This is a genomic window from Cryobacterium lactosi, from assembly GCF_004403945.1.
Classification (GTDB): domain Bacteria; phylum Actinomycetota; class Actinomycetes; order Actinomycetales; family Microbacteriaceae; genus Cryobacterium; species Cryobacterium lactosi.
In genome coordinates, this window is the sequence record NZ_SOHM01000031.1 from 140,719 (window position 1) to 165,652 (window position 24,934).

Annotated in this window: 18 protein-coding genes; 9 read left to right on the forward strand and 9 right to left on the reverse strand. The window is 66.0% G+C overall.

Features of this window, described 5'->3' with window-relative positions; translation table 11 throughout:
- Window positions 1-59 precede the first annotated feature (59 nt).
- The 3 genes from E3T61_RS14385 to E3T61_RS14395 all read right to left on the reverse strand — a co-directional run bounded on the left by E3T61_RS14385 (window position 60) and on the right by E3T61_RS14395 (window position 2,690).
- A complete protein-coding gene (locus tag E3T61_RS14385) occupies window positions 60-614 on the reverse strand; it encodes a hypothetical protein (RefSeq protein WP_198418697.1) in 555 nt (184 codons plus the stop codon).
- Between the two features lie 136 nt (window positions 615-750).
- The gene (locus E3T61_RS14390) at window positions 751-1,872 is read right to left on the reverse strand and encodes a serine hydrolase domain-containing protein (RefSeq protein WP_166793250.1); all 1,122 of its coding nucleotides are present in this window, start codon (window positions 1,870-1,872) and stop codon (window positions 751-753) included.
- Between the two features lie 77 nt (window positions 1,873-1,949).
- On the reverse strand, window positions 1,950-2,690 hold the full coding sequence (locus E3T61_RS14395; RefSeq protein ID WP_166793251.1) for a MerR family transcriptional regulator: 741 nt from the start codon (window positions 2,688-2,690) through the stop codon (window positions 1,950-1,952).
- A gap of 184 nt (window positions 2,691-2,874) precedes the next feature.
- Here E3T61_RS14395 and E3T61_RS14400 point away from each other — a divergent pair, with 184 nt between their 5' ends.
- The 4 genes from E3T61_RS14400 (at window position 2,875) to E3T61_RS14415 (ending at window position 8,187) form a co-directional block, all read left to right on the forward strand.
- The gene (locus E3T61_RS14400) at window positions 2,875-5,598 is read left to right on the forward strand and encodes an ATP-binding protein (RefSeq protein ID WP_134641532.1); all 2,724 of its coding nucleotides are present in this window, start codon (window positions 2,875-2,877) and stop codon (window positions 5,596-5,598) included.
- A 99-nt stretch (window positions 5,599-5,697) separates the two neighbouring features.
- Window positions 5,698-6,486 (forward strand): CPBP family intramembrane glutamic endopeptidase, encoded by a 789-nt coding sequence (locus tag E3T61_RS14405; RefSeq protein WP_134641533.1) that lies wholly within the window; start codon window positions 5,698-5,700, stop codon window positions 6,484-6,486.
- A gap of 128 nt (window positions 6,487-6,614) precedes the next feature.
- On the forward strand, window positions 6,615-7,478 hold the full coding sequence (locus E3T61_RS14410) for a MerR family transcriptional regulator (RefSeq protein ID WP_241992584.1): 864 nt from the start codon (window positions 6,615-6,617) through the stop codon (window positions 7,476-7,478).
- Window positions 7,456-8,187, forward strand: coding sequence for a GOLPH3/VPS74 family protein (locus tag E3T61_RS14415; protein WP_241992585.1), 732 nt, complete (start codon window positions 7,456-7,458; stop codon window positions 8,185-8,187). Before E3T61_RS14410 ends, E3T61_RS14415 begins: the two co-directional genes overlap by 23 nt.
- 61 nt (window positions 8,188-8,248) lie before the next feature.
- On the opposite strand, the gene E3T61_RS14420 is transcribed toward E3T61_RS14415, so the two are convergent.
- On the reverse strand, window positions 8,249-9,745 hold the full coding sequence (locus E3T61_RS14420; protein WP_198418699.1) for an alpha/beta fold hydrolase: 1,497 nt from the start codon (window positions 9,743-9,745) through the stop codon (window positions 8,249-8,251).
- A 419-nt stretch (window positions 9,746-10,164) separates the two neighbouring features.
- Here E3T61_RS14420 and E3T61_RS14425 point away from each other — a divergent pair, with 419 nt between their 5' ends.
- Window positions 10,165-11,256 carry a hypothetical protein gene (locus E3T61_RS14425; protein WP_134641534.1) on the forward strand — a complete coding sequence of 364 codons (1,092 nt, stop codon included), beginning with the start codon at window positions 10,165-10,167 and terminating at the stop codon, window positions 11,254-11,256.
- A 32-nt stretch (window positions 11,257-11,288) separates the two neighbouring features.
- On the opposite strand, the gene pdxY is transcribed toward E3T61_RS14425, so the two are convergent.
- Both pdxY and E3T61_RS14435 read right to left on the reverse strand, forming a co-directional pair.
- Window positions 11,289-12,140 (reverse strand): pyridoxal kinase PdxY, encoded by an 852-nt coding sequence (gene pdxY, locus E3T61_RS14430; protein ID WP_134641535.1) that lies wholly within the window; start codon window positions 12,138-12,140, stop codon window positions 11,289-11,291.
- Between the two features lie 501 nt (window positions 12,141-12,641).
- Window positions 12,642-14,120, reverse strand: coding sequence for a CitMHS family transporter (locus E3T61_RS14435; RefSeq protein WP_241992621.1), 1,479 nt, complete (start codon window positions 14,118-14,120; stop codon window positions 12,642-12,644).
- Window positions 14,121-14,359: 239 nt separating this feature from the next.
- On the opposite strand from E3T61_RS14435, the gene E3T61_RS14440 reads away from it, so the two are divergent.
- Together E3T61_RS14440 and E3T61_RS14445 are read left to right on the forward strand one after the other, a co-directional pair.
- On the forward strand, window positions 14,360-16,033 hold the full coding sequence (locus E3T61_RS14440) for a sensor histidine kinase (protein ID WP_174777027.1): 1,674 nt from the start codon (window positions 14,360-14,362) through the stop codon (window positions 16,031-16,033).
- Complete coding sequence (locus E3T61_RS14445; RefSeq protein WP_134641537.1) at window positions 16,030-16,686, forward strand: response regulator; 657 nt, start codon at window positions 16,030-16,032, stop codon at window positions 16,684-16,686. Before E3T61_RS14440 ends, E3T61_RS14445 begins: the two co-directional genes overlap by 4 nt.
- A 41-nt stretch (window positions 16,687-16,727) precedes the next feature.
- Here E3T61_RS14445 and E3T61_RS14450 read toward each other — a convergent pair whose 3' ends face one another.
- The 3 genes from E3T61_RS14450 to E3T61_RS14460 form a co-directional block, all read right to left on the reverse strand.
- Window positions 16,728-17,957: a glycoside hydrolase family 27 protein gene (locus E3T61_RS14450; protein ID WP_134641538.1), complete on the reverse strand. Its 1,230-nt coding sequence runs from the start codon at window positions 17,955-17,957 to the stop codon at window positions 16,728-16,730.
- Window positions 17,958-17,992: 35 nt separating this feature from the next.
- Window positions 17,993-19,513 (reverse strand): alpha-N-arabinofuranosidase, encoded by a 1,521-nt coding sequence (locus E3T61_RS14455; protein ID WP_134641539.1) that lies wholly within the window; start codon window positions 19,511-19,513, stop codon window positions 17,993-17,995.
- A 62-nt stretch (window positions 19,514-19,575) separates the two neighbouring features.
- A complete protein-coding gene (locus E3T61_RS14460) occupies window positions 19,576-21,768 on the reverse strand; it encodes an alpha-galactosidase (protein WP_134641540.1) in 2,193 nt (730 codons plus the stop codon).
- 69 nt (window positions 21,769-21,837) lie between these two features.
- Here E3T61_RS14460 and E3T61_RS14465 point away from each other — a divergent pair, with 69 nt between their 5' ends.
- Entirely contained in the window at window positions 21,838-23,670 is a 1,833-nt protein-coding gene (locus E3T61_RS14465; protein WP_134641541.1) for a beta-L-arabinofuranosidase domain-containing protein, read from the forward strand.
- 43 nt (window positions 23,671-23,713) lie between these two features.
- The gene (locus E3T61_RS14470; protein ID WP_134641542.1) at window positions 23,714-24,934 is read left to right on the forward strand and encodes an MFS transporter; all 1,221 of its coding nucleotides are present in this window, start codon (window positions 23,714-23,716) and stop codon (window positions 24,932-24,934) included.

Genomic DNA, 24,934 nt, shown 5'->3' on the forward strand with positions numbered 1-24,934 from the left:
ACGAGAGCGACGGCCGTGAGGGGGATGAGCGGCAGCCAGAACCTCAATAGCCGTGGCATCTAGTCCGACCCGGTCCACATCGTGTCGATGTCGATCAGCCAGTGCCTTCGCAGGGTCAGTGCTCGCTCGATGGCCGCCAGTGTGGTCATGATCACCAGCGTGGTATTGGCCCAGGCGGGGAGGTCAATCGGTGATGTGAAGCTGCCGATTCGCCCTCTGACCAGGTCTAGTTCTGTCACCGTCTCGAGACCTTGGGGGAGCGTCAATGCGAGACCGGCCAAGAGCACCACGGCAGCAATCCGCCCGACCGCGCGGCTTGCACGCGGTGCGCGCCGCGCAAACGACGCGCGCAGGCCCTCCGGCGAATGCGGGTGCGGGCGCAACACGTGCGCCTCCCCGCCGTCGGGCACAAAGTGCATCCTACTGAGGCCGTACAGGGTCGTGGCGACCTCAATTCGCCCTCCGGGGACCGGAAAGACGGCGGGAAGGTCGGATCGATGAACTTGAACTCCATCGCGATAGAGGGCGACAGGGCTGGCGGCTTCTTCGCGAAGGCCAGAGTCCTCTTCCTCGTCCGGTTCCCGTTCGGAGAGTTCATCGGCGTCGTAATGCACATCAACTGCGTATCGCCCGATCCCGCCCCTCGGCTCGGTGAGTTCTACAAAGAACAGAGTGCGGGAGAAGACTTGCTTGAGGCTGTACCTCGGCAGTGGTCTTCCGTCGCCCGGTACGGCGGTCAACGTCTTGCTACTAAACCGCACAGATGGCGGTGTCGATCAGACCGCGGAGTCGGGCATCCGCTTCTACCGACGTGGGGTTCTGAGTGACCGCGATGGCGGCGGCGCGGCCGTCTTCAGTCGCTGCCACCCGGCTGACGGTGCCGGGCACGTCGCCGCCGTGGCCCCACGCGGTCACCCCACAGGAGAGCTCAAAGGAGATCAGTCCCAAGCCATAGGCGGCACCCTGCCACAGCGATTCGGCCGGGATTGTCTTTCGCATTTCCGCGAGCTGTGCATCGGCGACGACGTCGCCTGTTGCGAGCGCGGAGTAGAAAGCGGTCAAGTCCTCGGTGGTCGACACCATTGCGCCGGCCGCGTATCCCCAAGAAGGATCGAAGTCTGTGTAGTCGACGGGGTCATCGCCCAGAGGAATGTAGCTGTGCGGGTGATCGCCTCGGATGATTTGTTCGCCCTGGTCGGGGAAGTACGTGTCCTCGAGCCCGAGGGGGGTGATGATGCGTTCGTCGATCACCTCGGCCAGTGGCCTGCCGGCGACGGCCTCGATGATCAGCCCCGCCAGAATGTAGTTTGAATTGCTGTACTCGAAGGCCTCCCCAGGCGCGTTTGAGACTGGATGTGCAAGGGCGAGGTCGAGTGAGGCTCGCGGCGAGATGTAACGGTGCTGCCATTCCAACAAGTGGTCGCCGATGTCGCCGTCCATGTCGGGCAGTCCACTCGTGTGCTGCAGCAGCTGACGGATGGTGATGTCTTGTCCGGTTACCTGGGGGTGCTGGATTACTCCCGGGAGGTATGTCTCGACGGCTTCGTCGAGAGAAATCGTGCCCTCCCCGACCAGCTGCATGACAAGTGCGGAGGTGAACGTTTTGGTGTTGCTGCCGATCCTGATCTGGCTGTCCGCCCGCACCTTCTCGGGCGAGCCGAGTTCCATCACGCCGGAAGCGTAGGTGCGGATCTCCTCGTCGGTGTCGCGAACGGCGACCAATCCTGCGGGCCACACGTCGACAGCCATGGTGTGCGCGAGAGCGGCGCGCACGGGGTCGCCGGCTGTCGGGTTCGACGTGGCCGCAGAGGGAAGGCCGGACAGGATGACGAACAAGGCGGTTGCCGCAGCGATCGGGTGTGCAGTATTCATGATGGTCCAATGAGACTCCATGTGGTCAGCACAGGGTCAAGTGATTGCGCCGATTCCTCCGGATGCCGTCGCGTTCTTCACGAGGCGCTCACCAACGAGTGCTCCGTCTCACTCGCGTAGACGTCGGCCCTGCGGACGACATCGTGCTGGGCTGAGTTGTACAACTCCTGTAGTACCGCGGAGAGAGTCTCGTAGATGTCGGCTGCTCCCCTGAGACCGACAACCGATTCGATCGACCAGGGCGGGTCGGGGGAGCGCCAGTTCGCGTCTTCGGCACTGATTCTGTGCACGACTCGCTGACGCGTGACCCCATCAGAGTCCACGGGGAGATTGTCGAAATCTCTCCTGAGATCCTCGGATTCCGCGGCCACCATCTGCTTCAGGTTGGCCATCGATTCTGTGTCATACAACCGCGCGAAGACGTGGATGAGCGCTCGGTCTGCCTCCGATAGTCGGGAGGCCATCGATTCGAAGCCCCGCGGTGTGTCAACGGGGGCGTTGTCGCGGAGGATGGCCGCAATATCCGCTCGGGCCACGTGCAGCCGTTTGATCTCCGCTTGGACTTGGGTGTCCAGTTCACCGAGGCCGCCAGGGACAGCGAGGCCGCTCGGTCCGGCCGCCTCCACATTCGCGAGCGGGACACCCAGTTCGGCGAGGCGGCGCACTTGAATCAGCCGAACAAGATGGCCAACCCGGTAGCGTTTGTACCCGTTGTAGCTGCGCTCCGGAGCTTGGAGCAGTCCGATTGAGTGATAGTGCCGCACAGTGTTGACAGTCGTTCCGGCGAGATCTGCGAGTTCACGAGTGCTCCACGTCACGATGTTTTCCTTCACTTCTGACGAGACGGTTGTCGGCGGTAGCTGCCGTTCCGCAAGACTCGCAGCAAAGATGATGCCTTCGCGTCGGTGAACACTACGTAGATGGTATTCCCGCCACCGCCAACTACCCTGTGGTAGGCACTTACTTTCGAGGACGTGGACGGGGGCGGAACTGGCCAATCTCTTGGGACGACGCGCAGAGCGTGCGGTCGTGGAAAACCTGCTCACCAAAGCACAGGTCGGTCGCAGCGGGTACCTCGTGGTGCGCGGGCAAGCTGGTATCGGGAAGACCGCCCTGCTGGAACACACACAGGACTCCGCTGAGCGGCTTGAATTTCGCGTGACGGGTTGTTGCGGGGTGGAGTCAGAGACTCAATTCGCGTTCGCCGGACTGCATCAGCTGTGCGCGACCATGCTTGACCGAGCGGACATCCTTCCGGACCCCCAGCGGCTGGCCCTCGGGGTTGCGTTGGGATTGCGCCATGGTGAAGTGCCGGATCGTTTTCTGGTCGGACTCGCCACGCTGAACCTCCTGGCCGAGGTAGCCGAGGACAGGCCACTTCTCTGCCTGATCGACGATGCTCAATGGTTGGATGAGGCGTCGGCGCAAGTTCTGGCGTTCGTTGCACGGCGGTTGGCCGCCGAAAGAATTGTCCTGGTGTTCGCGATTCGCGAACCCGCCGCGGAGGATGACGTCTTCGCGTTCGCGCCCGAAATGCGACTGACCGGGCTCGATGACACAGACAGTCGGATTCTGCTCGACGACGGGATCCACTCTCCGCTGGATGCTCACGTGCGTGACCGGATAGTCGCCGAGGCGCGCGGGAATCCGCTGGCGCTTTTGGAACTTCCTCATGGTGCGCAAACGACCGAGCTCGCCGGCGGGTTTGAGCTGCCTGATGTGCTGAGCGTGCCGCGGCGCATCGAGGACAGTTTCCGTCGACGATCCGCTGGTCTGTCTGCCGACACACAGTCGTTGATGTTGCTCGGCGCGGCAGAGCCGACTGGAGATGCCGCGCTGCTGTGGCGTGCGGCCGAGATCCTGGGTACCCTCCCGGTGGCCGCCGCTCTGGCGGAAGCCTCAGGACTTATGGAAATCGACGTCGGCGTACGATTTCGTCATCCGCTTGTGCGCTCGGCCGTGTATCGAGCTGCCTCGCCGGCCCAGCGTCGTCGCGCGCACCGCGCCCTGGCCGAAGCCACCGACCCACAGATTGACCCGGATCGGCGCGCCTGGCACGGTGCGCAAGCGGTGTTCGGCACCAACGAGGACGCAGCCGCGGGCCTGGAGCGCACAGCCGCGCACACGCGCGCACGCGGTGGCGTGGCGGCGGCGGCCGCATTCCTGGAGCGGGCCATGGAGCTGACCCCGGATTCCGATTCGAGAGCTACCCGGGCGCTTGAGGCCGCGCACTCAAAGCATGACGCCGGAGCGTCTGAGGCTGCAGAGCGTCTCATGGACGTTGCGGCGGCCGGTCCGCTCGACGACTTGCAGCGGGCCCGCCTCGGGCTGCTCCGTGCCCGGGCTGCCTTCCACGTGACACAGGGGAGCGACGTGCCGCGCAAGCTCCTCGATGCCGCCGAGACCCTCGCCCCGTTGGATGCCGCGCTGAGCCGCGAGACGTATCTGCACGCCCTGGAAGCGGCCATGATTATCGGCGGGGCCGGCGCCGTTACCGGTGTGCGGGACGCAGCGGAGGCAGCTCGTGCGGCACCGGCGGCACCCGGGCCACCTCGACCTGCCGACCTGTTATTGGACGGACTGGTTGCCACCTTCACCCAGGGATACGCGGCGGGTGTTCCCGCGCTGAGGGACGCACTGAAAGTCTTCGTCGATCGCGGGTTTGGCGGGGAGGATCTGGGGGACATGGGCAGCAGGCGCTGGCTGTGGTTGGCGACCCGCATCGCGGGGGGAACGTTCGATAGCCAGAGAGGTCGGGTGCTGGCTTTTCGGAACGTTCAGCTTGCGCGCGAGGCCGGCGCGCTGGCGACGCTCCCTGGGGCACTCGTCGCCCTATCCGTCATCCACGTGTTCACCGGTGAGATACCGCAGGCCATCGAGCTCGCAGCCGAAGAAGCGGAAATCTCCCGGGTGACCGGCGCGGTCCCGCTGCGATATGCGCAACTGGTCGTTGCCGCTTGGCGTGGCCGGGAAACCGATGCCGCGTATCTGTCTGACGCCAGGCTGGAAACCAGCTCAAGCGCCCGGCAGGGGGCCGAGTCGACCACGGTGCACTACTCACTATCGGTGCTCAACAACGGACTCGGCAATTACCCATTGGCATTGGATGCCGCCACGCGCGCGTACACACCGGTCGGGCTCTGGAACAGCGCGGTCGGACTGCCCGAACTGGTTGAGGCGGCCGTGCGCACGGGTCAGCCCGGACAGGCTGCCGCCGCGCTGGAGGAGTTGGATGCTCGCGCCCGAGCAAGCGGAACCGATTGGGGGCTCGGGCTGCTTGCCCGGTCTCGGGCGCTTACGAGTGTTGGCGTCTCGGCCGAGGACGACTACCGTGAGGCGATTCATCGGCTCGAAGCCTGCGGAATGGGCGCCTACCTGGCTCGCACGCACCTCGTCTACGGCGAGTGGCTTCGCCGGGAGGGTAAGCGTCAAGCCGCCCGCGCTGAGCTTCGCCTGGCTCACGAATTGCTGTCGGATATGGGCGCTGAGGCGTTCGCCGAGCGTGCCGCCCGAGAGCTGCGCGCCACCGGCGAGCATCCCAGGAGGCGGTCCGTGCAATCGACGAACGTACTGACCGATCATGAACTGCAGATCTCGCGGTTGGTCGCCACCGGGGCGACATCGCGGGAAGTCGGCGCGCAGCTGTTCCTGAGCCCGCGCACGATCGAAGCCCACCTGCGCAACATCTTCCGCAAGTTGGGCATCAGCTCTCGTCGGCAGCTTTGAGCAACTCAGGCTGCCGTGAGTTCGAGGCCCGCCATTTCACAGCCGCGAGTCGCGGTCCGCGTTTGACTATGCGCCGGGAACACAGTTTTGAATGCTCTTATGAAAAGAACTCTCGGCTCCACATCTCCACGCCTACGGCCCAGGGTCTGGCTCGGGATAGCAGCCTTCCTCGCATATCTCGCGGTCTTCTACGCCATCTGGATAGTCAACGGACTCGACTACACGCGTGTAGGTGAAAGCGAGCAGACCCTTCTGAGGTGGTACGTAGCGCCGCTAGCCGGCGGTCTCGTCGTGGTCCTGATCGCTGTTTCACTGTTCGGCTGGTGGCGTCCGACTCTCAGAGATCAACGACCGCTTTCGAGGTCCGCTGTCGTGCTTCCGGCAGTGATGGCCATGGTCGCGATCGTCAACATGTTCTTCGGCGACCATTCCACAGTGACTCCCACCATGTGGCTCTACCTCGTGGTCGGCAGCGTTCTTGTGGGATTCAACGAGGAAGTGATCGCACGAGGCCAGCTTCTCGTGGCCCTCCGGGCCAGATTCGGCGAGACGGGTGTGTGGTTCATCTCGACTCTGCTCTTTTCTTTGCTGCATCTCCCGAATGCGTTCTTCGGCCTTGGCTCGGTGGCGATCCTTCAGGTCGTCATCCAGTTCGGTCTGGGATCTGTCTACTACCTGGCACGTCGCTACAGCGGTTCCTTGGTGCCGGCGATGATCCTGCACGGTCTGTGGGACTTCTCGACCTTCTCGTCCAACGTGCCCTACGCCGGAATGGCTGCTCCGTTCATCGGAATAGCCGCGGTCATCGTGGTCTTGGTCCTTCTCCGCCGGGATCGGCGCAGAGGTGTGAGCAGGACGACGGCTTCCTCCCGCATCACGATGTCGTAGGACACGCACCACGCGTCGCCCACTGAATAGCCCCTATCCGTGCAGGCCGCGCGGCCGGCGTGAGGCTCGTATAGTCAAGACTGTGTGGCCGCCACAGGGTCAATCGACCTCAACAACACCGATCGCGCTTGACCCTGTGGTGGGCACATCGTTTTCAATGGTTAGAACAAGCCCAGCGGGCGTTCCCGGCCGCTGGCAAACGAATGGAGTCTGTGATGGCGTGGAGCACACGCGAGGTGGCAGACCTCGCCGGAACGACGGTGAACACGGTCCGTCATTACCACCAGTCCGGGCTGCTCGAGCAGCCAGAGCGCAGGTCAAACGGGTACAAACAGTACGGTGCCCGCCATCTCGTGAGGCTGCTGCAGATCCGGCGGCTCCGCGACCTTGATGTGCCGCTCGCGCAGATCGAGTCGATGGATTTCGGTGGAGAGACACCGGCGGCGGCCCTGATGGCGGTTGACGCCGACCTGACCGTGAGCATCAATCGACTCACGCGTGCTCGTGCCGAGATCCGGGCGATCCTGGAGGGGACCACGGCCACCGACGTGCCGTCGGGCTTCGAACACCTCGCCGGCCGGTTGTCCGGCTCGGAGCGTGCCCTCATGCTCGTGATGTCGCAGCTCTACGACGAGTCAGCGATGGACGACCTGAAGAAGATGGTCGAAGCGGAGGCGGAAGACGCCGGAGCCGAATTCGATTCGCTACCTCCCGACGCCGATGACGCCACGCGGCAACAACTCGCCGAGGCGCTTGCCCCACAACTCGCTCAACACATCACCGACTACGCATGGCTGACCGATCCGAAGGCGCATTTTCCCAAGGGCTCGCGGGTCACGCAGGAGACTCTCCTGGAGACCGCCGTGGAACTGTACAGTGCATCCCAGCTTGACGTCCTCGCACGTGCGAGCGTCATCGCGACCGGGCTGGCCGCCGAGAGCAGTGACCCGATGTCGAACACTCTCGATCGTGGAGATCACGATGACCGATGATCTCGGCGTCCCCTCCGGGGGAGGCGAGAGCGCGCGGTTGAACGATGATGCCCTGCTCTTCGAGGATGTGCTCCTCCTCCTGTTCCAGCCTGAGTCCGGCACCATCGCGGGCGAGAACATCTTGTTCTACGTGTTGGGTGGTGCGGTACTCGCTGAGCTCGCGCTCACGGAATTGGTGGAGGTGCGCAAACACGGCTCGTTTTCCAACCGGGTGCACGCCGTCGACGGCGCTTCCACTTCCGACGAGATACTTGAGTCTGCCTTGTCGTACATTGCGGAGAAGCCACGCAACGCGCAGACCGTGCTCGCCGCGGTCGGACCTTACCTGCGCCAGCCGGTGCTCGATCGGCTCGTAGAACGAGGCGACGTCAGCCGTAAGAAGGGCAAGACGCTTGGCATCTTCCCGTCCACCAAGCTCACCCTCGCGAGCCGGCGCCGAGCGGGACTGATTGGTCAAGTCCGGGCCGCACTCATCGACGGCGACACACCGGTTCCGCGTATCGCCGCCAGTATCGCCCTCATCTCGGCGAGCGGCACGCTCCCTCAGTTCTATCGCGAGATCCCCTGGAGCGGCGCCGTGTATACGCGGGCCAAGGCAATCGAGCAGGGCGACTGGGGCGCATCCGCTGCGGGGGATGCGGTCACGCGCACAATGGCAGCGGTCGTCGCGAGTTCGATAGCCGCGGCTATGAACTTGCCGCGCGGGTAGACGTGACGAACCCGCCGCATTCGTGGCAACGAAGGCGGCGGGTTCGTTCTACCTGACGTGCTTACAGGGAGCAGCGCGCCCCTTCCTCAGGAAGCTCGAGGTTGACCAGGTAGTCCGCCACGACCTCGTCGACACAATCGATTCCGGAGGCGATCGTGCCGTGCTCGTTGGCATCGACGGTCAACAGGCGAGCATCGAGGGTTTCAGCGAGGCTGATCCCGCCGTCATGAGGCGTAACCGGATCTCCGATGGCGGAGGTCACGAGTACCTGGGGAAGTCCCTCGATGTCCGTGGCGTACGGAAAACCGAGCGTCGATTCGCCGGGCCATTCCGCGCATCCGTTCAGTGACGCAGGGTCGGTTCCCGAGTCAAGGAAAGGTGCTGATTCGTTCATCTCGTTGCCGAGGTCGCTCATCTCCTTCTCAGTGAGGCGTTCCTCGTCAACGCAGTTGATCGCGAATGTCGCCTCAAAGTTATTGGTGTACTCCCCGGTCGCTAAGCGGCCGTGGAGGCCGTCTCTCAGCGCGAGAAGCGCATCCGGCCGGCCTGCTTGCAGCTCGGTCAGGCCGTGGGCGATGCCAGGCCAGAGGCTCTCCGAATACAGTCCGGAGAGGATTCCGTCGGCCGCGGCGAGGAAGGTCAGCTCACGGCCGTCGGCTGCCAGGAGCGGCTCCTGGACAAGCGGCTGCAGAAGCCCCTGCACCGCAGCGGATGCCTGTGCGGGGTCGGTCCCGACGGGGCACGGGTTTTGTGTTGCACAGAACTCCGAGAAACGGTCGAAGGCGGCTTGTATGCCGGCGGCCTGTTGTAGCTGGCGTCCCTGAGTGTCTTGGAGCGGGTCGACAGCACCGTCGAGAACGAGCGCGCGAACCTTGTCGGGGAACATCTCGGCGTAAACAGTGCCGAGGCGCGAGCCGTAGCTGAGGCCCGCGTAGGTGAGCTTGTCGTCGCCGAGCGCGGAGCGAAGAACGTCCATGTCGCGCGCGACATCGCGGGTTCCCAGATGCGCAAGCATGTCTTCGCCACCGGAACCTTCAGCGCACTTTTCGACGATCGCGCGGGTGGACTCTTCCGTCCACGTTCCGAAAGCAGAGATGGGCTCGTTGGCGTCGCGCTCCTCGTTTGTGTAGCAGTCGACTGAGGGACTGGATAGCCCAACCCCACGCGGGTCGAAACCAACCACGTCAAAGTTCTCCGCGATGGGTCCGTCAGCCCACAAAGTAGCGACAATGGGGGCGAAGGTCGTCGCAGGGAAGCCGGGTCCGCCTGGATTGATCACGACGGAACCCAACCGGTCATTGCTATTGCCACTGGCAGCGATGCGCGACAGCGCGAGCTGGATCTTTTCGCCGCCGAGGTTCTCGTAGTCGAGCGGAACTTCCAGCGTGGCACAATCCGCGCTTTCCGCGGTCTCGATGACCTGGGGCACTGGGGGCTGATCGTTCACAATCATGGGGTCGCATGCCCCGAATTCGAGGTCCTGCTCCATGAACTGCTCGAGGCCTGCGCCAACCGCGCTTTCGTCCTCGGTGGGGACGGTGCAGCCCGCGAGGAACAAGAGGGAGACCACCGCCGCGGCGGCAAGTGCCGCTGTCGTCCATCGGCGGGGGGGGGGGGGGGGGGGGNCATTCTGGCGGCTCCATCTTTCGCCGGCCAGATTCTTCACTGTCCGGGATCCTTCTGGTGGGAGGCAATATCAACGCTCTCTGTGGGCGGGAGGGCGAGCGCTGCGGGGTCGATTGGCTCTGTACGGTATGCGTTCACGGCTGTCCTTCTTGCTTCAGTGATGGTGTCTTGCAATCAACGTGTCAACTGAATGGACGCCCCTGTTCCCGGCACAGGGTCAACTGGCTGCCGGCCTTGACCCTGTCCCTAGGACATGGCGTTGACTTGTCTATCGACAGATCGTTGACAGCGAAGGGTACAAAGAAATGGAGAAACCGGTGGCGAAGCAACCGTTGCCTCGGCGGAGCCGTCATGGTCGTTGACGTGCCCAAGCGATCACGGTGGGCCACCATCGTCGACGGCGTCGATTCCTCAACTGAACGAGCGCGAGAGTCCCTGTCCCTCGGGGCCGGCGTGATCGCTCTGACGGTCGTATCCCTCGTCACACTTGCGGTCTTTCGGTTGCAGTCGTTGCCGATCGCGGGGGAGGCATCGATCGGGCAGCACGGCGCCGTAGCCTCCGCCTTTGTTGCCATCGTCGCGTTCGCCGCCGGCCGCTGGATCATGCCGCGCCCACACGGCGCACGACAATTCCTGAACGTGCTCGATGGCGTGGCGCTGGCCGTGGCCCACTCGGTGATCGCGCTGCTGACCTGGACGCTGGCGGTCGAGATCCTCGACCGCGCTCTGATCGGCGCGATGGTTTTCGGGATACCTGGAGTGATCTCGGCCGGGGCGATGGGTGGTATCACCGCCTACATCGTCTTCCAGTCCGCTACGCGTATGCGGCCGGCATCGATGGCTCGGGTGCTTGTCCTCTTTTTCGTCGAAGGGGTTGTGGCCAGCATGCTGGCGGCGAGCGACCCGCAGTGGTGGAACGATGATTTCAGCGCGCTCGGCGTGACCGGCGACGCGTCCGCTCTGACGTTCAATCTGACGCTGATTGTGGCCGGGCTCATCATCACCACGCTCGGGCGGTGTGCCCCACTCGGAATCCCGACCACTCACGAGCACGGTATCGCCCGCGTGCGGCTGAGCCTCGTCGTCATCGGGATCTTGCTCGCGCTCGTCGGGGCGTTGCCCGCCGATACGTTCTATTGGTTGCATACCGCTTTCGCGGTCGGCATCGCCGTCGTTTTCGGGGTGCTCGTCGTTCTGCTGCCGCGCTGGATCCCCACGATGCCGGCCGCTTTTGTCATGCTCGGACGGATGGGCATCGGCATCCTCGCCGTGCTCTTTGCACTGTTCGGCGTCGGCTACTACACACTGACCGCCGTTGAACTGGTAGCGGGCTTCCTCATACTGGCGTGGATCAACCTGTTCATCCGCAGTGCGGCGGCAATCCGGCGGGACTTCGCGGATGACTCGGCCGTGCAGAGACAACACCAGGGCTGCTCAGCATGAGTCGATTGGTGGCCGTTCTCGTGGCCACACCGTTAGCGCATGCGCTGGGCGGAGAACTGCATGCGCGGATGAGCGTATGAGTTTTGAGCCTGCACGAGCTGCAGTTCTCGCTCACCCGACTGATACGTCAGCTCGATGAGATCGAATACGCTCGACGCGGTCCGTTCCAGCGCCAGGGCAGCGTCTCCGGTCGCGCGGTAGTGCGCCGAGAAGAGCGCCGCGGTGACGTCGCCCGATCCGTTCGCCTTGAACGGCAGATGGGGAGTCTGCACGATCCACGCACCCTCAGCATCCACGGCGAGCATCTCGATGGTGCCGGGCTCGCGGTCGGGGCGTTCCACACTGGTCACGAGCACGGTGCCCGGCCCCATCATTCGGGCGAGGTCGACGGAGTCGAGGGTCGAGTCCAATGTGGAGGGCTCGGTTCCGGTGAGGAAGCCCAACTCGAACTGGTTTGGAGTGATGATGTCGGCCACGGGCACCACACGATCCCGAAGCAGGTGCGGGATCTCGGGCGCCACGAAGCAGCCGGACTTCGCGTTGCCCATCACGGGGTCACACGCGTAGATGGCCGAGGGGTTCGCCGCCTTCACCCGCTGCACCGCATCCACGATGACGTCGCCGATGCCGGTGCCGCCCTGGTATCCCGAGAGCACGACGTCGATCTGGGGGAGCACACCACGTTCCTCGATGCCGAGGATCACGTCGTGCACATCCTCGGGGGTGATGAGGGATCCGCGCCACGCTCCATAGCCCGTGTGGTTGGAGAAGTTCACCGTGTTGACCGGTAGCACCTCGACCCCGATGCGCTGGAGGGGGAACACTGCCGCCGAGTTGCCAACGTGGCCGTGAGCGACGGCCGACTGAATCGAGAGAATCTTCACGGGATCAATCTTCCTCCCTTCTTCGCCACGAGTTTCCCCACAAGCATGATCGTCGACCGGGCGCGCTATCCGCCTTTCGTCCTTCAGGTACGGCCCGCCGGCTTAGTCGTGGTCGCGATCCTCGGCCAGGGGGCGAGCTGGAGCCGGGACTTGATAGAACCCCCGCCCGTTCCGGCGATCACGTAGAGCGACCACGCCCTGGAGCGCTCCAAGCGCGAGCCAAATTGCCCCGAGGGACACCCTCGCGACGTTGGGTCCTTCCACCACCGCAACGAGGACCCATGCCAGTCCGACGCAGAACCAGACAACCCCTACCCCGAGTCGGGGTTCACCGACTATTCGACGTGCCAGTCCTGGTTTCGCAATCCCCGCCTGTGCCATGGGGCCACGCTACCCGCCTGCCGCTCACCTCTCGGGATTCAGCGGCCGCGCGGCGGCACGGGCACGGCAAAGAGTCCCGGAAGCCGGTTGGCTTCCGGGACTTTCTGAGATGCCGCGCGCTCAGCCGAACGGCACGGCGCCGACGAGCACGCCCACGAGGAGCATCACCAGCGAGACCACGCAGGCGCGCCAGAGCACCTTCTTGTGGTGGTCGCCGAGGTTGACGCCGGCGAGGGAGACGAGCAGCAGAATCGCCGGCACCAGCGGGCTCTGCAGGTGCACGGGCTGGCCGATGATTGAGGCGCGGGCCATCTCCACCGGGTCGATGCCGTAGGTCGCCGCGCTCTCGGCGAGCACGGGCAGGATGCCGAAATAGAACGCGTCGTTGGACATGAAGAAGGTCATCGGAATGGAGAGCACCCCGGTGATGACCGCCAGGTACTCGCCCATCGAGGCCGGAACGACCTGCACGACCCAGTCCGCCATAGCCGTGACCATGCCGGTGCCGTTCAGCACGCCGACAAGGACGCCGGCGGCGAGCACCATCGAGACGACGCCGACGATGCTGGGCGCGTGTGCGACGATCTCGTCGGCCTGGCTGCGGAGCTTCGGGAAGTTGATCACGAGCGCCAGCGCGGTGCCGACCATGAAGATGTAGGCCAGCGGCATGACATCCAGCACCAGCAGCACCATCACGGCGATGGTCAAGACGAGGTTCACCCAGATCAGCTTGGGCCGCAGTGTCGGCCGGTCCGCGCTCAGCATGGTGTCGGCCATCGCGGTGTCGCGCTCGTCCTCCAACACCAGCTGCTCGGCCAGGGTTGTCGGCCCGGCCGGCATCCGCTGGCCCGGGCGTACCGTGAGGATTCCGGTGGTGGAGAGGGTGGCGGCGGCTCCCGGCCGCACATCCGTGCCGCGCACGATGCGGTTGCCGCCGAAGAGCTTGCGCCCGAAGCTCTGCGTGGCCGACGGTGCGGCATCCGCCTGGGCGGCGGGGGAGTACTCGAGGGAGCCGATGCGCTTGCGCTCGCTCAGCCCGAGGAACCAAGCGAAGGCCAGCGCAATGATGATGCCCGTCGCCAGGGAGGGGAGCATCGGCACAAAGATGTCGGTCGGCGAAACCCCGAGCGCCGACGCGGCCCGCACGGTGGGCCCGCCCCACGGCACGATGTTGAGAGTGCCGTTCATGAGACCGGCCACGCAGGTGAGCACCACCGGGCTCATGCCCATGCGCAGGTAGATCGGCAGCATCGCCGACGTGGTGATGATGAAGGTCGTGGACCCGTCGCCGTCGAGCGACACCGCACCGGCCAGGATCGCCGTGCCCAGAACCACCTTGGCCGGGTCGTTGCCGAGGAAGCGGGTGATGAACCGGATGAGGGGATCGAACAGCCCGACATCGATCATGATGCCGAAGAACATGATGGCGAACATGAGCAGCGCCGCCGTCGGGGCGAGATCGCCGATCGACTCGATGATCATGTCGCCGAGACCCAGCCCGGCGCCGGCGAAGAGGCCGAAGATCGTGGGAACGAGGATGAGGGCGACCATCGGCGTGAGCCGCCTGGTCATGATGAGCACCATGAAGGTGAGGATCATGGTGAATCCGAGTATGACGAGCACATCGACTCCTTTGTCTATGTCTGGATGGTGCGTGTGTCTGGATGGTGCGGCCGAGCCAGGAGATCCCGCTCGGCGGTGTCCGCCGAAGCGGATGACGATGAGTGTGAAGCCTAGACAGGCCGCACCCGCCGCCTCCGGTATCTCGCTTTGACGCACGTATTGCGCATATCGTTACTTGTGCGCATTTTGCTCGATGCGCCGCAAGGAGGCGGACGATGCGGTTCTCAACGCAGATGCTGCTGCTCCAACTCGCCTGCGTGACCGTCGTCGTCGCGATCTGCACCGGCGTGTTCGTGGGGATAGGCGTGCAGCAGCTGCGCGCCGAGGCCGAGACCTCTGCGCTGTCGATTGCGCGCACTGTGGCCGCCGACTCCGATGTGCGCGCCGGTGTCGCCCAAGCGTCGGCCGACGCCGGTACGCCGACGAACGCGAGCCTCCTTGACGGTCCGCTCTCCGTTCTCGCGGCCGCGGCGGAGGCGAACACCGGCGCGCTGTTCATCGTTATCACCGACGACCACGGCATCCGGCTCGCGCACCCGGAACCGCAACTGCTCGGCGCGGTGGTGAGCACCGAGTTCGCCGAGGCTCTGGCCGGACGCGAGACGGTGTCGTGGGAATCGGGCACCCTGGGCGCCTCGGCGCGCGCCAAGGTTCCGGTGCGCGACCCCGACACCTCGGTGCCGGTGGGGGAGGTGAGTGTCGGGTTCGCCCCGAGCAGCGTGTTCCAGGAGCTTCCCCTGCTGCTGGGCGGCGTCGCGCTCGCTGCCGGCGCGGCCCTGGCCCTGGGCGCCGTCGTGTCGTTAATCATCCGTCGCCGCCTCGAGCGCCTCACCCTCGGCCTGCAGCCCGAGGAGCTCTCGGCGCTGGTGGCGAACCAGGCGGCGGTGCTCGACGGCGTGGGGGACGGGGTGCTCGCCTACGGTCCGGACGATGTGGTGACCGTGGCCAACACCACGGCCGCCCGGCTGCTCGGCATCTCCGACCTGGTCGGACGCCGCATCCACGACCTCGTACTGCCCGGCCCGGTGATCGCTGCCCTGACCGGTGAACCGACCGAACCGTCGGCCGGGCGACGGAGCGCGGATGCGGCCGATCCGGTCGTACTCGCCGACCACATCGTCTACATCGACACCCACCCGGTGTCGCGCGCAAATCGGGACCTGGGCGTGATCGCGGTGATCCGCGACCGCACCGACATCGTCACCATCACGGATCGCCTGGAAACAGTGGCGTCGATGACCGAGGCGCTGAGGGTGCAGCGGCACGAGTTCGCGAACCGTCTACACGTGACGGCCGGTCTGATGGACGCGGGGCGTGTGCCCGACGCCCGGGACTACCTCGACGACGTGCTGGACGCGGCCCGCACCCCCGGCGGCCCGTTCGCCGGCGAGCATCTGACCGAGCCGTTCCTGCTGTCGCTGGTGCAAGCCAAGGCTGAGCAGGCCGGTGAGCGCGGGGTGGTACTGACGGTGGGCCCCGATTCCCTGGTGCGCGGCGTCGTTTCGGCGCCCGCGGACGTGGCCACGGTGCTCGCCAACCTCGTCGACAACGCCGTGAGCGCGGCCGTGTATGGCGCAGAGCCCCGGTGGGTGATCGTGGAGCTGCTCGACGACGGCGACACGCTCGTCATGACCGTGTCCGACTCCGGGCGGGGCGTGGCGAACGAAGCACAGGTATTCAGCGACGTACACCGATCGGACGTGGACCCGGATGCTGTGCACGGGCGGGGGATCGGCCTGCCGCTCGTGCGCGACGTTGCGGCGCGTCTGGGCGGAGACGTGTGGCTGGCCGATGCCGGCGGCCCAGGCGGAAGCGGAGCAGTGTTCTGCGCGCGTCTGCCCGGCGTTATGCGGGCACCGGCCCATCCAGCACAAGGAGAAGAACGATGACCGACACCATTACCGTGCTCGTGGTCGACGACGACTTCCGCGTCGGCGGTCTGCATCGCGACATCGTCGACGGGTGCCCCGGCTACACCTCCCTCGAGCCGGTGCGCGGAGTGCGGGCCGCACGCGCGGCGGTGCGCGACCTACGGCCAGACCTGGTGATCTGCGATGTCTACCTGCCCGACGGCGACGGGATCGCCTTCGTCGCCGAAATCGACGTCGACGCGTTCATGATCAGTGCGGCCGCTGACGGCGCCACCGTGCGCAGGGCGCTCCGCGCCGGCGCCCTGGACTACCTCATCAAACCGTTCGAACCCGCCCGGCTCAGCGACCGGCTGGATGCCTATCGCCGGTTCCGCGCCCTGGCCGCTGAGGACCGTCAACTCGACCAGGACGCCATCGAAAAGGCCCAGCGGGTGCTGCACGGCCGGGACAGTTCAGTCGCCTCCGGGTCGCGGTCCACGACCGAGAAGCTACTCATCGAGCTACTCCAGGACGGTGAAACCTCGGCGAGCCTGATCGCCGACCGCGCCGGGCTGTCTCGCGCGACGGCGCAGCGGCACCTCGCCACCCTCGCCACCCGCGGTGACGTGGACGTGACTCTGCGATATGGATCGATGGGTCGCCCTGAGCACCGTTACAGCGTCCGACGCTGATTCGCCTCGCCGTCTTGCGGTGTGGCGAGACCTTCGACCGGTCAGGCCTCGAACCGAAGCAGTCGAACTCCATGGGCCTGAACCGCGAGTGTGAGGAATCCGTCGTCGACGCTCAGCAGGGCGCCGTCCCACACATCGCGCGTCTCGCGCCATTCAGGGCACCCCAGGTCGGTCAGGGAGGCTCTGTATGTGGTCGGCTCCGCCCCGAGCCAGAACACCGCGCGCCACTGGATACCATCGCGTTCCGCCTCCCAGACGACCAGGTTGCCGTCACGCACGATCTCCCGGCTCGAGTCGCTCTGGAGGAGGGCAAGCACCTCGTCGTTCGAGAGCAGCGCCAGTGTTTCCGGTGTTGTGTCGGGTAGGTGCCCGCCGAACATCAGCGGAGAACGCAGGAGGCACCACAGTGTCATCAGCGTGCGCTGCTCCGCCGGTGTGAACCGGCTCTGGCGGTCATCGCCGACATGCGCACGGATCCCGATGCGGCCGAGGGGAAGCATGTCGGCGTCGGCCCAGGCGCCAGGGCGCTGGTGTGGAGCCCAACGAGCGGCCCGCTGGAATTGCTCGAGGAGGAGCGCCCAATCGTCCCAGAAATCGTCGGAGATCCGCCACAGCTGGGCGGTGTCGCGCAGGAGGTCGAGGTTCTTGAGCGAGAGCTGTTTGCCGGGAGAAAGGCTCAGGGTCATCGGGCGACCTGTCGCATCGATCGCGCGGGAAATAGCGGCGATCTCGTCGGCCTGGATCGGCGGGTACAGCACGTCGTCGAGCTTGACGAAGTCAACGCCCCATGAGGCCAGTTGCGCCATAACCGAGTCGTAGTACGCCTGCGCGCCAATCGCGGACATGTTGATGCCGAAATTGTCCGGGTTCCACGAGCACGTGTTCGTTCGATCGGCGATGTCCGCGCAGGTAGCGGTCGAGCCGAGGACCGGCAGGCCCTGGTCCGCGGCGCGGCGCGGAACCCCGCGCATGAGGTGCACGCCGAAGCGGAGGCCGAGGGCATGCACCCGCTGTGCCAGCTGGGTAAAGCCGTCGTGTTCTGCCGAGGGGAACCTTGTGAGTGCAGGCTGAGGCCGACCCCAGCGGTCCAGGATGGGCGCCGACTCGGTGCGGTAGTCGCTCGTGCCGGGGTTCGGTTCGTACCACTGGATGTCGACGACGACCGTATCCCACCCGTGTTCAAGCAGGTGCTCCGCCAGGTACTGCGCGTTCGCGAGCACCTCCGCCTCTGTGACGGAGCCGCCGAAACAGTCCCAACTGTTCCAGCCCATCGGCGGCGTCAGCGCACTCTGTCCTCGTTCGGGCCTCACGCGGCGTCGAGACGGAGAGTCAGCGTGGCGAAGGAGTGCGGGGGCAGTGTGAGCCGCAGGCCCGTGGGGGTGACCTCGAAGTCGTCGAAGGTGATGGGGCTGACCACGTCGGCCGCTCCGGGACGGTTGTGTGCGTCGGGGCGGTCGGCGGAGAGCAGACGCCCGGTCGCGTCGGTGGCCGTACCGCCGCGGAACTCGACGGTGATCTCGAGGGGGGTGTCGAGGTCCACGTTCGTGAGCGAAACCAGAACCTGGCCGTCTTTTGTGCTTGCGGATGCGGAGGCGACGGGGATTTCCCGGCCGTCGGCGGTGTGGGCGGGTCCGACAACGGTTGTGGGGAGCACTGTCGCGTCCTGGTGGCCTTTGTTCATCTCGAACACGTGATACGTGGGCGTCCGCACCATCTCGCCCCCGTCGGGGTCGGTCAGCAGCATCGCCTGCAGCACATTCACCGTCTGCGCGATGTTCGCCATCGTCAGCCTGTCGGCGAAGCCGTGGAAGACGTCGAAATGCCAGGCGGCGACCATGGCATCGCGGATCGTGTTCTGTTGGAAGAGGAAGCCGGGGTGGGTTCCCGGCTCGACTTCCCACCAGGTGCCCCATTCGTCCAGGACCATCCCGTACTTCTTCTCGGGGTCGTAGACGTCCATGACGTCCGCGTGCGAGCGAAGCAGCCCTTCGATGCCTTGGGCTGCGACGATGGTGCTCCAGTAGGACGCGTCGTCGAACTCGGTCGCGCTGCCCTTAGCGTGCCAGCTGCCGCCGATGGTGTAGTAATGCACCGAGACCGATTCCCACGGCACGGTGGAGAAGGGGTGCGCCCCGATCTCGGGGATGACCTCCATCAGGGTCTTCGTCCAGGCGGTATCGGCACCGTCTGCGCCGGCGGCGACGCGGTGGAGCGGGGTGTCGTTGCCGCTCTGGCAGAAGGTGCCGAATTGGCGGGCGAGGTCGGCGTAGGCACCGGCGCGCATGTTGCCGCCGCAGCCCCACGTCTCGTTGCCGAGGCCCCAGAACGCCACGGTCCACGGCTGTTCCCGACCGTGTGAGCGGCGCAGGTCGGCCATTGGGGACTTGCCGGTACCCGTGAGGTACTCGACCCAGTCGGCCATCTCCTGCACCGTGCCTGACCCGATGTTGCCCGAGATGTAGGCGTCGGCGCCGAGCAACTCGCACAGGGCCATGAACTCCGGCGTGCCGAAGGAGTTGTCCTCGGCCACCCCACCCCATTGCGTGTTGATGAGGCCAGGGCGCTCGGCGCGGGGGCCGATGCCGTTGGTCCAGTGGTATCGATCGGCGAAACAGCCGCCTGGCCAACGCAGGTTCGGGATGTTCAGGGCGCGCAGGGCCTCGACGACGTCGAGGCGGATACCGCCGATATTGGGCACAGGCGAGTCCTCGCCGACCCAGAAGCCGTCGTAGATACACCGCCCGAGGTGCTCGGCGAAGTGGCCGTAGAGGTGCTTGCTGATGGTGGCGCCGGGCCGGTCAAGGTCGACGGTGACGATGGTGTTCACGAGGGCTCCAGGGTGGTGGTGGTGGTGGTGGGTGGCGTATGGGCGCGGCGGACCGCGTGAGGTCAGGCGTCGATGCGAACCAGTCGCAGGACGAGTACCCGGTCGGGGTGGAAGGTGAGCAGGTCGAGTCCAGCTTCCACAAGGAGGCTCCCCGAGTAGGACGGCGCCTCGGCGGGGGAGTCGAGGGCTGCGGACGCGTCCAACCACGACGGGCTCAACCACCAGGGGCCGAGTGACCCGGGCCGGGCGGACTCGACGCGATACCTGGCCTCGGCCAGGAGCCCGGGCAGGCGGACCCTGCATCGCGAATCCGCGGATAGTTCCGGTGTAACGATCGTGTAGATGGCCTCCGAACCGTCGGGGGCGACGACACCGCGCAGGGCCGGCGCATCCGGGTCGAAGTCGCCGTCGGCGACGACCCGGCCGGTGCTGATGAGCTCTCGATGCAGCTGGTAGGCGGAGATCCAGCGGGCCAGGACGACCGCGTCCTCGTCGCTCAGCTCCCGGATGTCCCATTCGATGCCGAAATGACCAAGGAACGCGATTGCGCAGCGGGTGTGCAGATCGCTCGTGCGCCCGGTGACGGAGGACACCGGTGAGGCGACGTGCGAGCCGAGCATCTCGGGCGGCACCAGGAGCCCGGTCCAGCGGAGCATTCGGGAGCGATCGAGGGGGTCGTGATTGTCGGAGGTATGCACCCGGTCGGTGCGCTCGAGGATCCCGAGGTCGACACGTCCTCCTCCCGACGCGCAACTTTCGATCTCGAGCTCGGGGTGTCGCAGGCGCAGCTGATCGATGAGCTCATAGACCGCGAGAGTTTGTTCGTGCACGGCCGGTGCTCCCGTCGCAGGATGGCCCGCGTCGATCAGGTCGCGGTTGTGGTCCCACTTGAGGTAGGCCACGTCGAGGTCGGTGACCAGCCCGTCGAGAACGGCGAGAATGTGCGCAAAGGCCTCGGGGTCGGCCAGGTTGAGCACCTGCTGGTTGCGGAACCGCGGCGGTAGCCCCGCACGCGCTCGGAGGATCCACTCGGGGTGCGCGCGGGCGAGGTCGGAGTCCTCATTGATCATCTCCGGCTCGACCCAGAGGCCGAATTCCATCCCGAGGCCGCGGACGTGCTCGGCGAGGGGGGCGAGACCGTGTGGCCAGGCCGTCGGGTCGGGGATCCAATCGCCCAGACCGGCGGTGTCGTCGGTGCGGCCCAGGAACCAGCCGTCGTCAAGGACGTAACGCTCGACTCCGAGGGCGGCGGCGCGCGTGGCCAGCTCTGCCAGGGTGGTGAAGTCCTGGTCGAAGTACACGGCCTCCCACACATTGAGGGTGACGGGGCGCGGACGACGCGATGACCGTGAGCGCTCCCTCACGAAGCCGTGGTACCGGGCCGAAGCGGCATCCAGGCCGATCCCGAAGCTGCCGTACACCCAGGGGGATCGATACCTTTCCCCGCCCGCCAGGCGCACCTCGCCGGGTAGGAGAAGTTCGCCGCCGCGGAAGGCCAGATATCCGTCGCTCCGCTCGACAGCGTGCTCGTGGTTGCCGCCGATACCGACATGGCAGAGCCACACCCGGCCGGAGCCCGCGTCGAAGCCCGGCGACCCGATCGCGATGAGCGTCGTGGCATCCAGCCCGGTGCGCCCGCGGCGCGACTCGCGCGCATGCGTCCCGACGACCACAGGGTGCCGCTGCGGGATTTTCTCGGTGCCCCACCGGCCGGAGAAATCCAGGATCTCGCGTGCGTCAGTCGGCATCCGCAGGGCCGGGTCCACGCCGATGACGTCGAGGTGTTCGGGCCCCTCGCCGTCATTGCGCACGCTGACGCGGGTGCGGAGCAGCCCAGAATAGGAGAGATCGATCTCTATACTGGCCCCGATAGCGGCCGATTCGTCGTGCGCATCAATGCTCACCAGACCGCTCTCCCGCTGCGCCACCGCGCCCTCCGCGAGCGTTTCGCCGTTCACGGTGACCGACGTCACGGTGAGGCGAGGGGACCATGCGGCGCCGGCACGGTGGGCCCGGATGCCGGGCAATCCACCCCATCCGTACGAGTGCTCCGGCAGGATACCGGGCTCGTACGGCAGGTCCGATAGCCCGTCAATTCCTGTGCGGACGCTGGTACCCGCGTATTCGGAAAGGTCACGATCACTCGCTTGGATCCGTGGGCCCCAGTGCACAATCACGGGCGGAGCGGCGTTGATTTGAGTGAGCAGGACGGACACTTCTTCAGTGAAGAGGTGAATCACCCGAGGGAATTCCATAAAGACATTCCTATCGTCAATCCTCATGTGAGTAAAGTAAGAGATCGATCTCAACGACGAGGAGTCCTCATGACGATGTTCCAGCTCGCGCCGAACGACACCCGTCTCGAGGGCGGCGTTTTCGATGATCGCCGCCGGCTCAACCGGGCCTATCTCCTGTCGTTGACCGACGAAGCGCTCCTGCAGAATTTCTTCCTCGAAGCAGGCATCGGCGACCAGAACTGGCACCTCCAGCCGTCCCGGGACTCGGCCGTGTCACGCGGCCTCGAACGCCACTGGGGCTGGGAAACACCCGGTGCGCTCTTGCGAGGCCACTTTCTCGGCCATTGGCTCTCGGCCGCAGCGCGCGAGGTTGCGGTCACGGGAGATCGGCTGCTCCGGGCGCGGATCGACTCGGTACTGGACGGACTCGAGCGCTGCCAGCAGGAGAACGGCGGAGGATGGATCTGGGCCATCCCACCTGCTTTTCTCCGCCGCCTCGCGGAGGGCCGAGCGGTGTGGGCGCCGCAGTACGCGATGCACAAGACGCTGATGGGTCTCGTCGACGTGCACCGTGATCTCGGTGACGATCGAGCCTTGCAGCTGGCCCGGAACGCGTCTATCCCGATCCTCGAGTGGGTGCGGGGCATCGACGACGACGCGTTCCAAACAATTCTCGAGGTCGAGACCGGCGGGATGCTCGAAGTGTGGGCTGATCTCCTGGCGGCGACCGGCGACGATATCTACCGGGAACTGCTCAAGCGTTACTACCACCGTTCCCTGTTCGAGGGGTTGCTGGCGGGTCGGGACATGCTGACCAATATGCACGCGAACACCACCATCCCCGAGGTGCTCGGTGCCGCGCGTGCCTACGAAGTGACCGGCGATGAGCGCTGGCGCGGCATCGTCGAGGAGTACTGGACCCAGGCCGTCACCCGCCGCGGCACCTTCTGCACGGGCGGTCAGACCTCGGGTGAGATCTGGACGCCTCCCTTCGAATTCGCCTCTCGTCGTGGCGAAAAGACGCAGGAGCATTGCGTCGTGTACAACATGATCCGGCTCGCCGACGCTCTGATGCGGTGGACAGGCGATCTCTCCTATGCCGACTACATCGAGCGGAACCTCTACAACGGGATCCTCGCCCAACAGAATCCCCGCACGGGAATGGTCGCCTATTTCCTGCCGCTCGAGGGCCGGGCCCGCAAGAATTGGGGGACCGCCACAGAGGACTTCTGGTGCTGTCACGGCACACTGGTGCAGGCTCACACCCGGCACTCCGGGCTGGTCTTCTTCCTGGGGGAGGACGGCGAACTCACGATTGCGCAACACATCGGCGCTCGGACCAGGGTCGCGACGGCCGCGGGCGACGTGGCGGTGCGGGTCACTGTTCTCGGCAACGCCGGCTACGTCGGTCCGGACTCCAATGCGGGCGAGGCCGGTGACGCGCACAGGCCCTCGGCAACCCGGGTGCGCGTCGAGGTCACCTCGGCCGAGGGCGTCCCGCTGAGGGTTCGTGTGAGAGTGCCCGACTGGGTCGTCGGGGAGCCCGCGCTCGCGGGGGACGAGCACGTGGAGCGCGCAGCCGGCGCCCTCGTCATCGCCCACCCCGGTGTTCGGACCAGTGTGGACATCGCGTTCCCCTTCGCTCTCCGGGCTGTACCGATTCCCGACGAGCCCACCACAGTCGCGTTCGTCGAGGGGCCGGTGGTCCTTGCCGGTCTCGTCGACAGGGAGGTGAGCCTGAACGGTGACCCATCGTCGGCCGCCTCGCTTCTGACGCCAGACAACGAGCGCCAGTGGACGGAGTGGCTTCGCGGCTACCGCTCCGTCGGCCAGCCCTCCACCATCCGCTTCCGCCCGGTCCACGAGATCGTCGACGAGCCGTACTCGCTCTATTTCCCGATCAACGCGGCCGGAAACTGACAGACAGGACCTTTTACCCCATGCCCTCCCGACCGGTACGTCCATGACCGCTGCCGGCGCCGGACCATCGTCCGCCCGGCTCCTTCTGCCGGTATTCGCAATGCTCATCGGGTTCGGGCCGCTGACGATCGACCTTGTCCTGCCCTTCCTCCCCACGCTGACAACCGATCTCGGCATCACTGCCTCGACCGCTCAACTCGTGGTGACCGGGGCAACCTTCGGCTTTGCTGCCGGTCAGCTCCTCGCCGGCCCGCTCAGCGATGCGATCGGACGGCGGTGGCCGCTTGGCGTCGCCGCCGTGCTGCACATCGTGGCCAGCGTGGTCGCGGCGACGACCTTGGACACAGCGGTCCTCCTCGCCGCCCGTTTTGTGCAGGGCGCCGCCTGCACCGCCGCAGGGGTCGTGGTCATCGCGATCGTGCGCGACCTGTACAGCGGGAAGAGGCTCGTGACGATGCTCGCGAACCTCGCGGTCATCATCAGTGTCTTCCCCCTTCTCGTCCCGTCACTGGGAGCACAGCTGACGAAAATCATCGACTGGCGTGCGTCCTTCCTCATCGTGGCCGTCTGGGGCGCGCTGGCGACGGCCGCCGCGCTGATCGTGCTGCCCGAGACCCTACCGCCGGAGCGACGGCACACAGGCGGGCTGCTACCCTCGCTGCGGAACTCCTTCGGGCTACTCCGCCGACCGAGGATCCTCGCCCTCGCTGCCGCATCCGCCGCGGGGTGGTCGGTCGGATTCGGTTACCTCGCGACCGCACCGTTCCTCTACACCCGGGTCTACGAGGTGAACGCGGATGGCTATGGACTCCTCTTCCTCGGTACGTCCGTCGTGACGATCTGTGTGGGTCAGATGACCGGTCGGGTGCTGATTCCGCGACGTGGCGCCCAGTTCGCGCTGATGGCGTCGGCTGTCGTGACGGCTTTCGGTGCCGTCGTCGTCGTGGTCCTCGCGCTCCTCCAGGCCCAACCGCTACTCGTCGCGGCGGGCACCCTCACCTTCGCGCTCGCCGGGCGGTCGATCGGCGCGCCGGCGGTGCAATACCTCTCGCTCCAGGGCCCGGCCAGCGAGGCCGGAAGTGTCACAGCCATCCTGGGTACCGTCAGCTTCACCGCGGCCGGGCTCGTCATGCCGGTCATGGGCGGCTACGCCGAAGTGTCGCTCGTTCCGTTCGGGATCCTGGTGTTCGTGGCGGCCGTCATCCAGGGTGTCGTCGCCCTCCTGTTCTGGCTGCGCTCGCGCCGCAACACCGTCGGGTGGTGA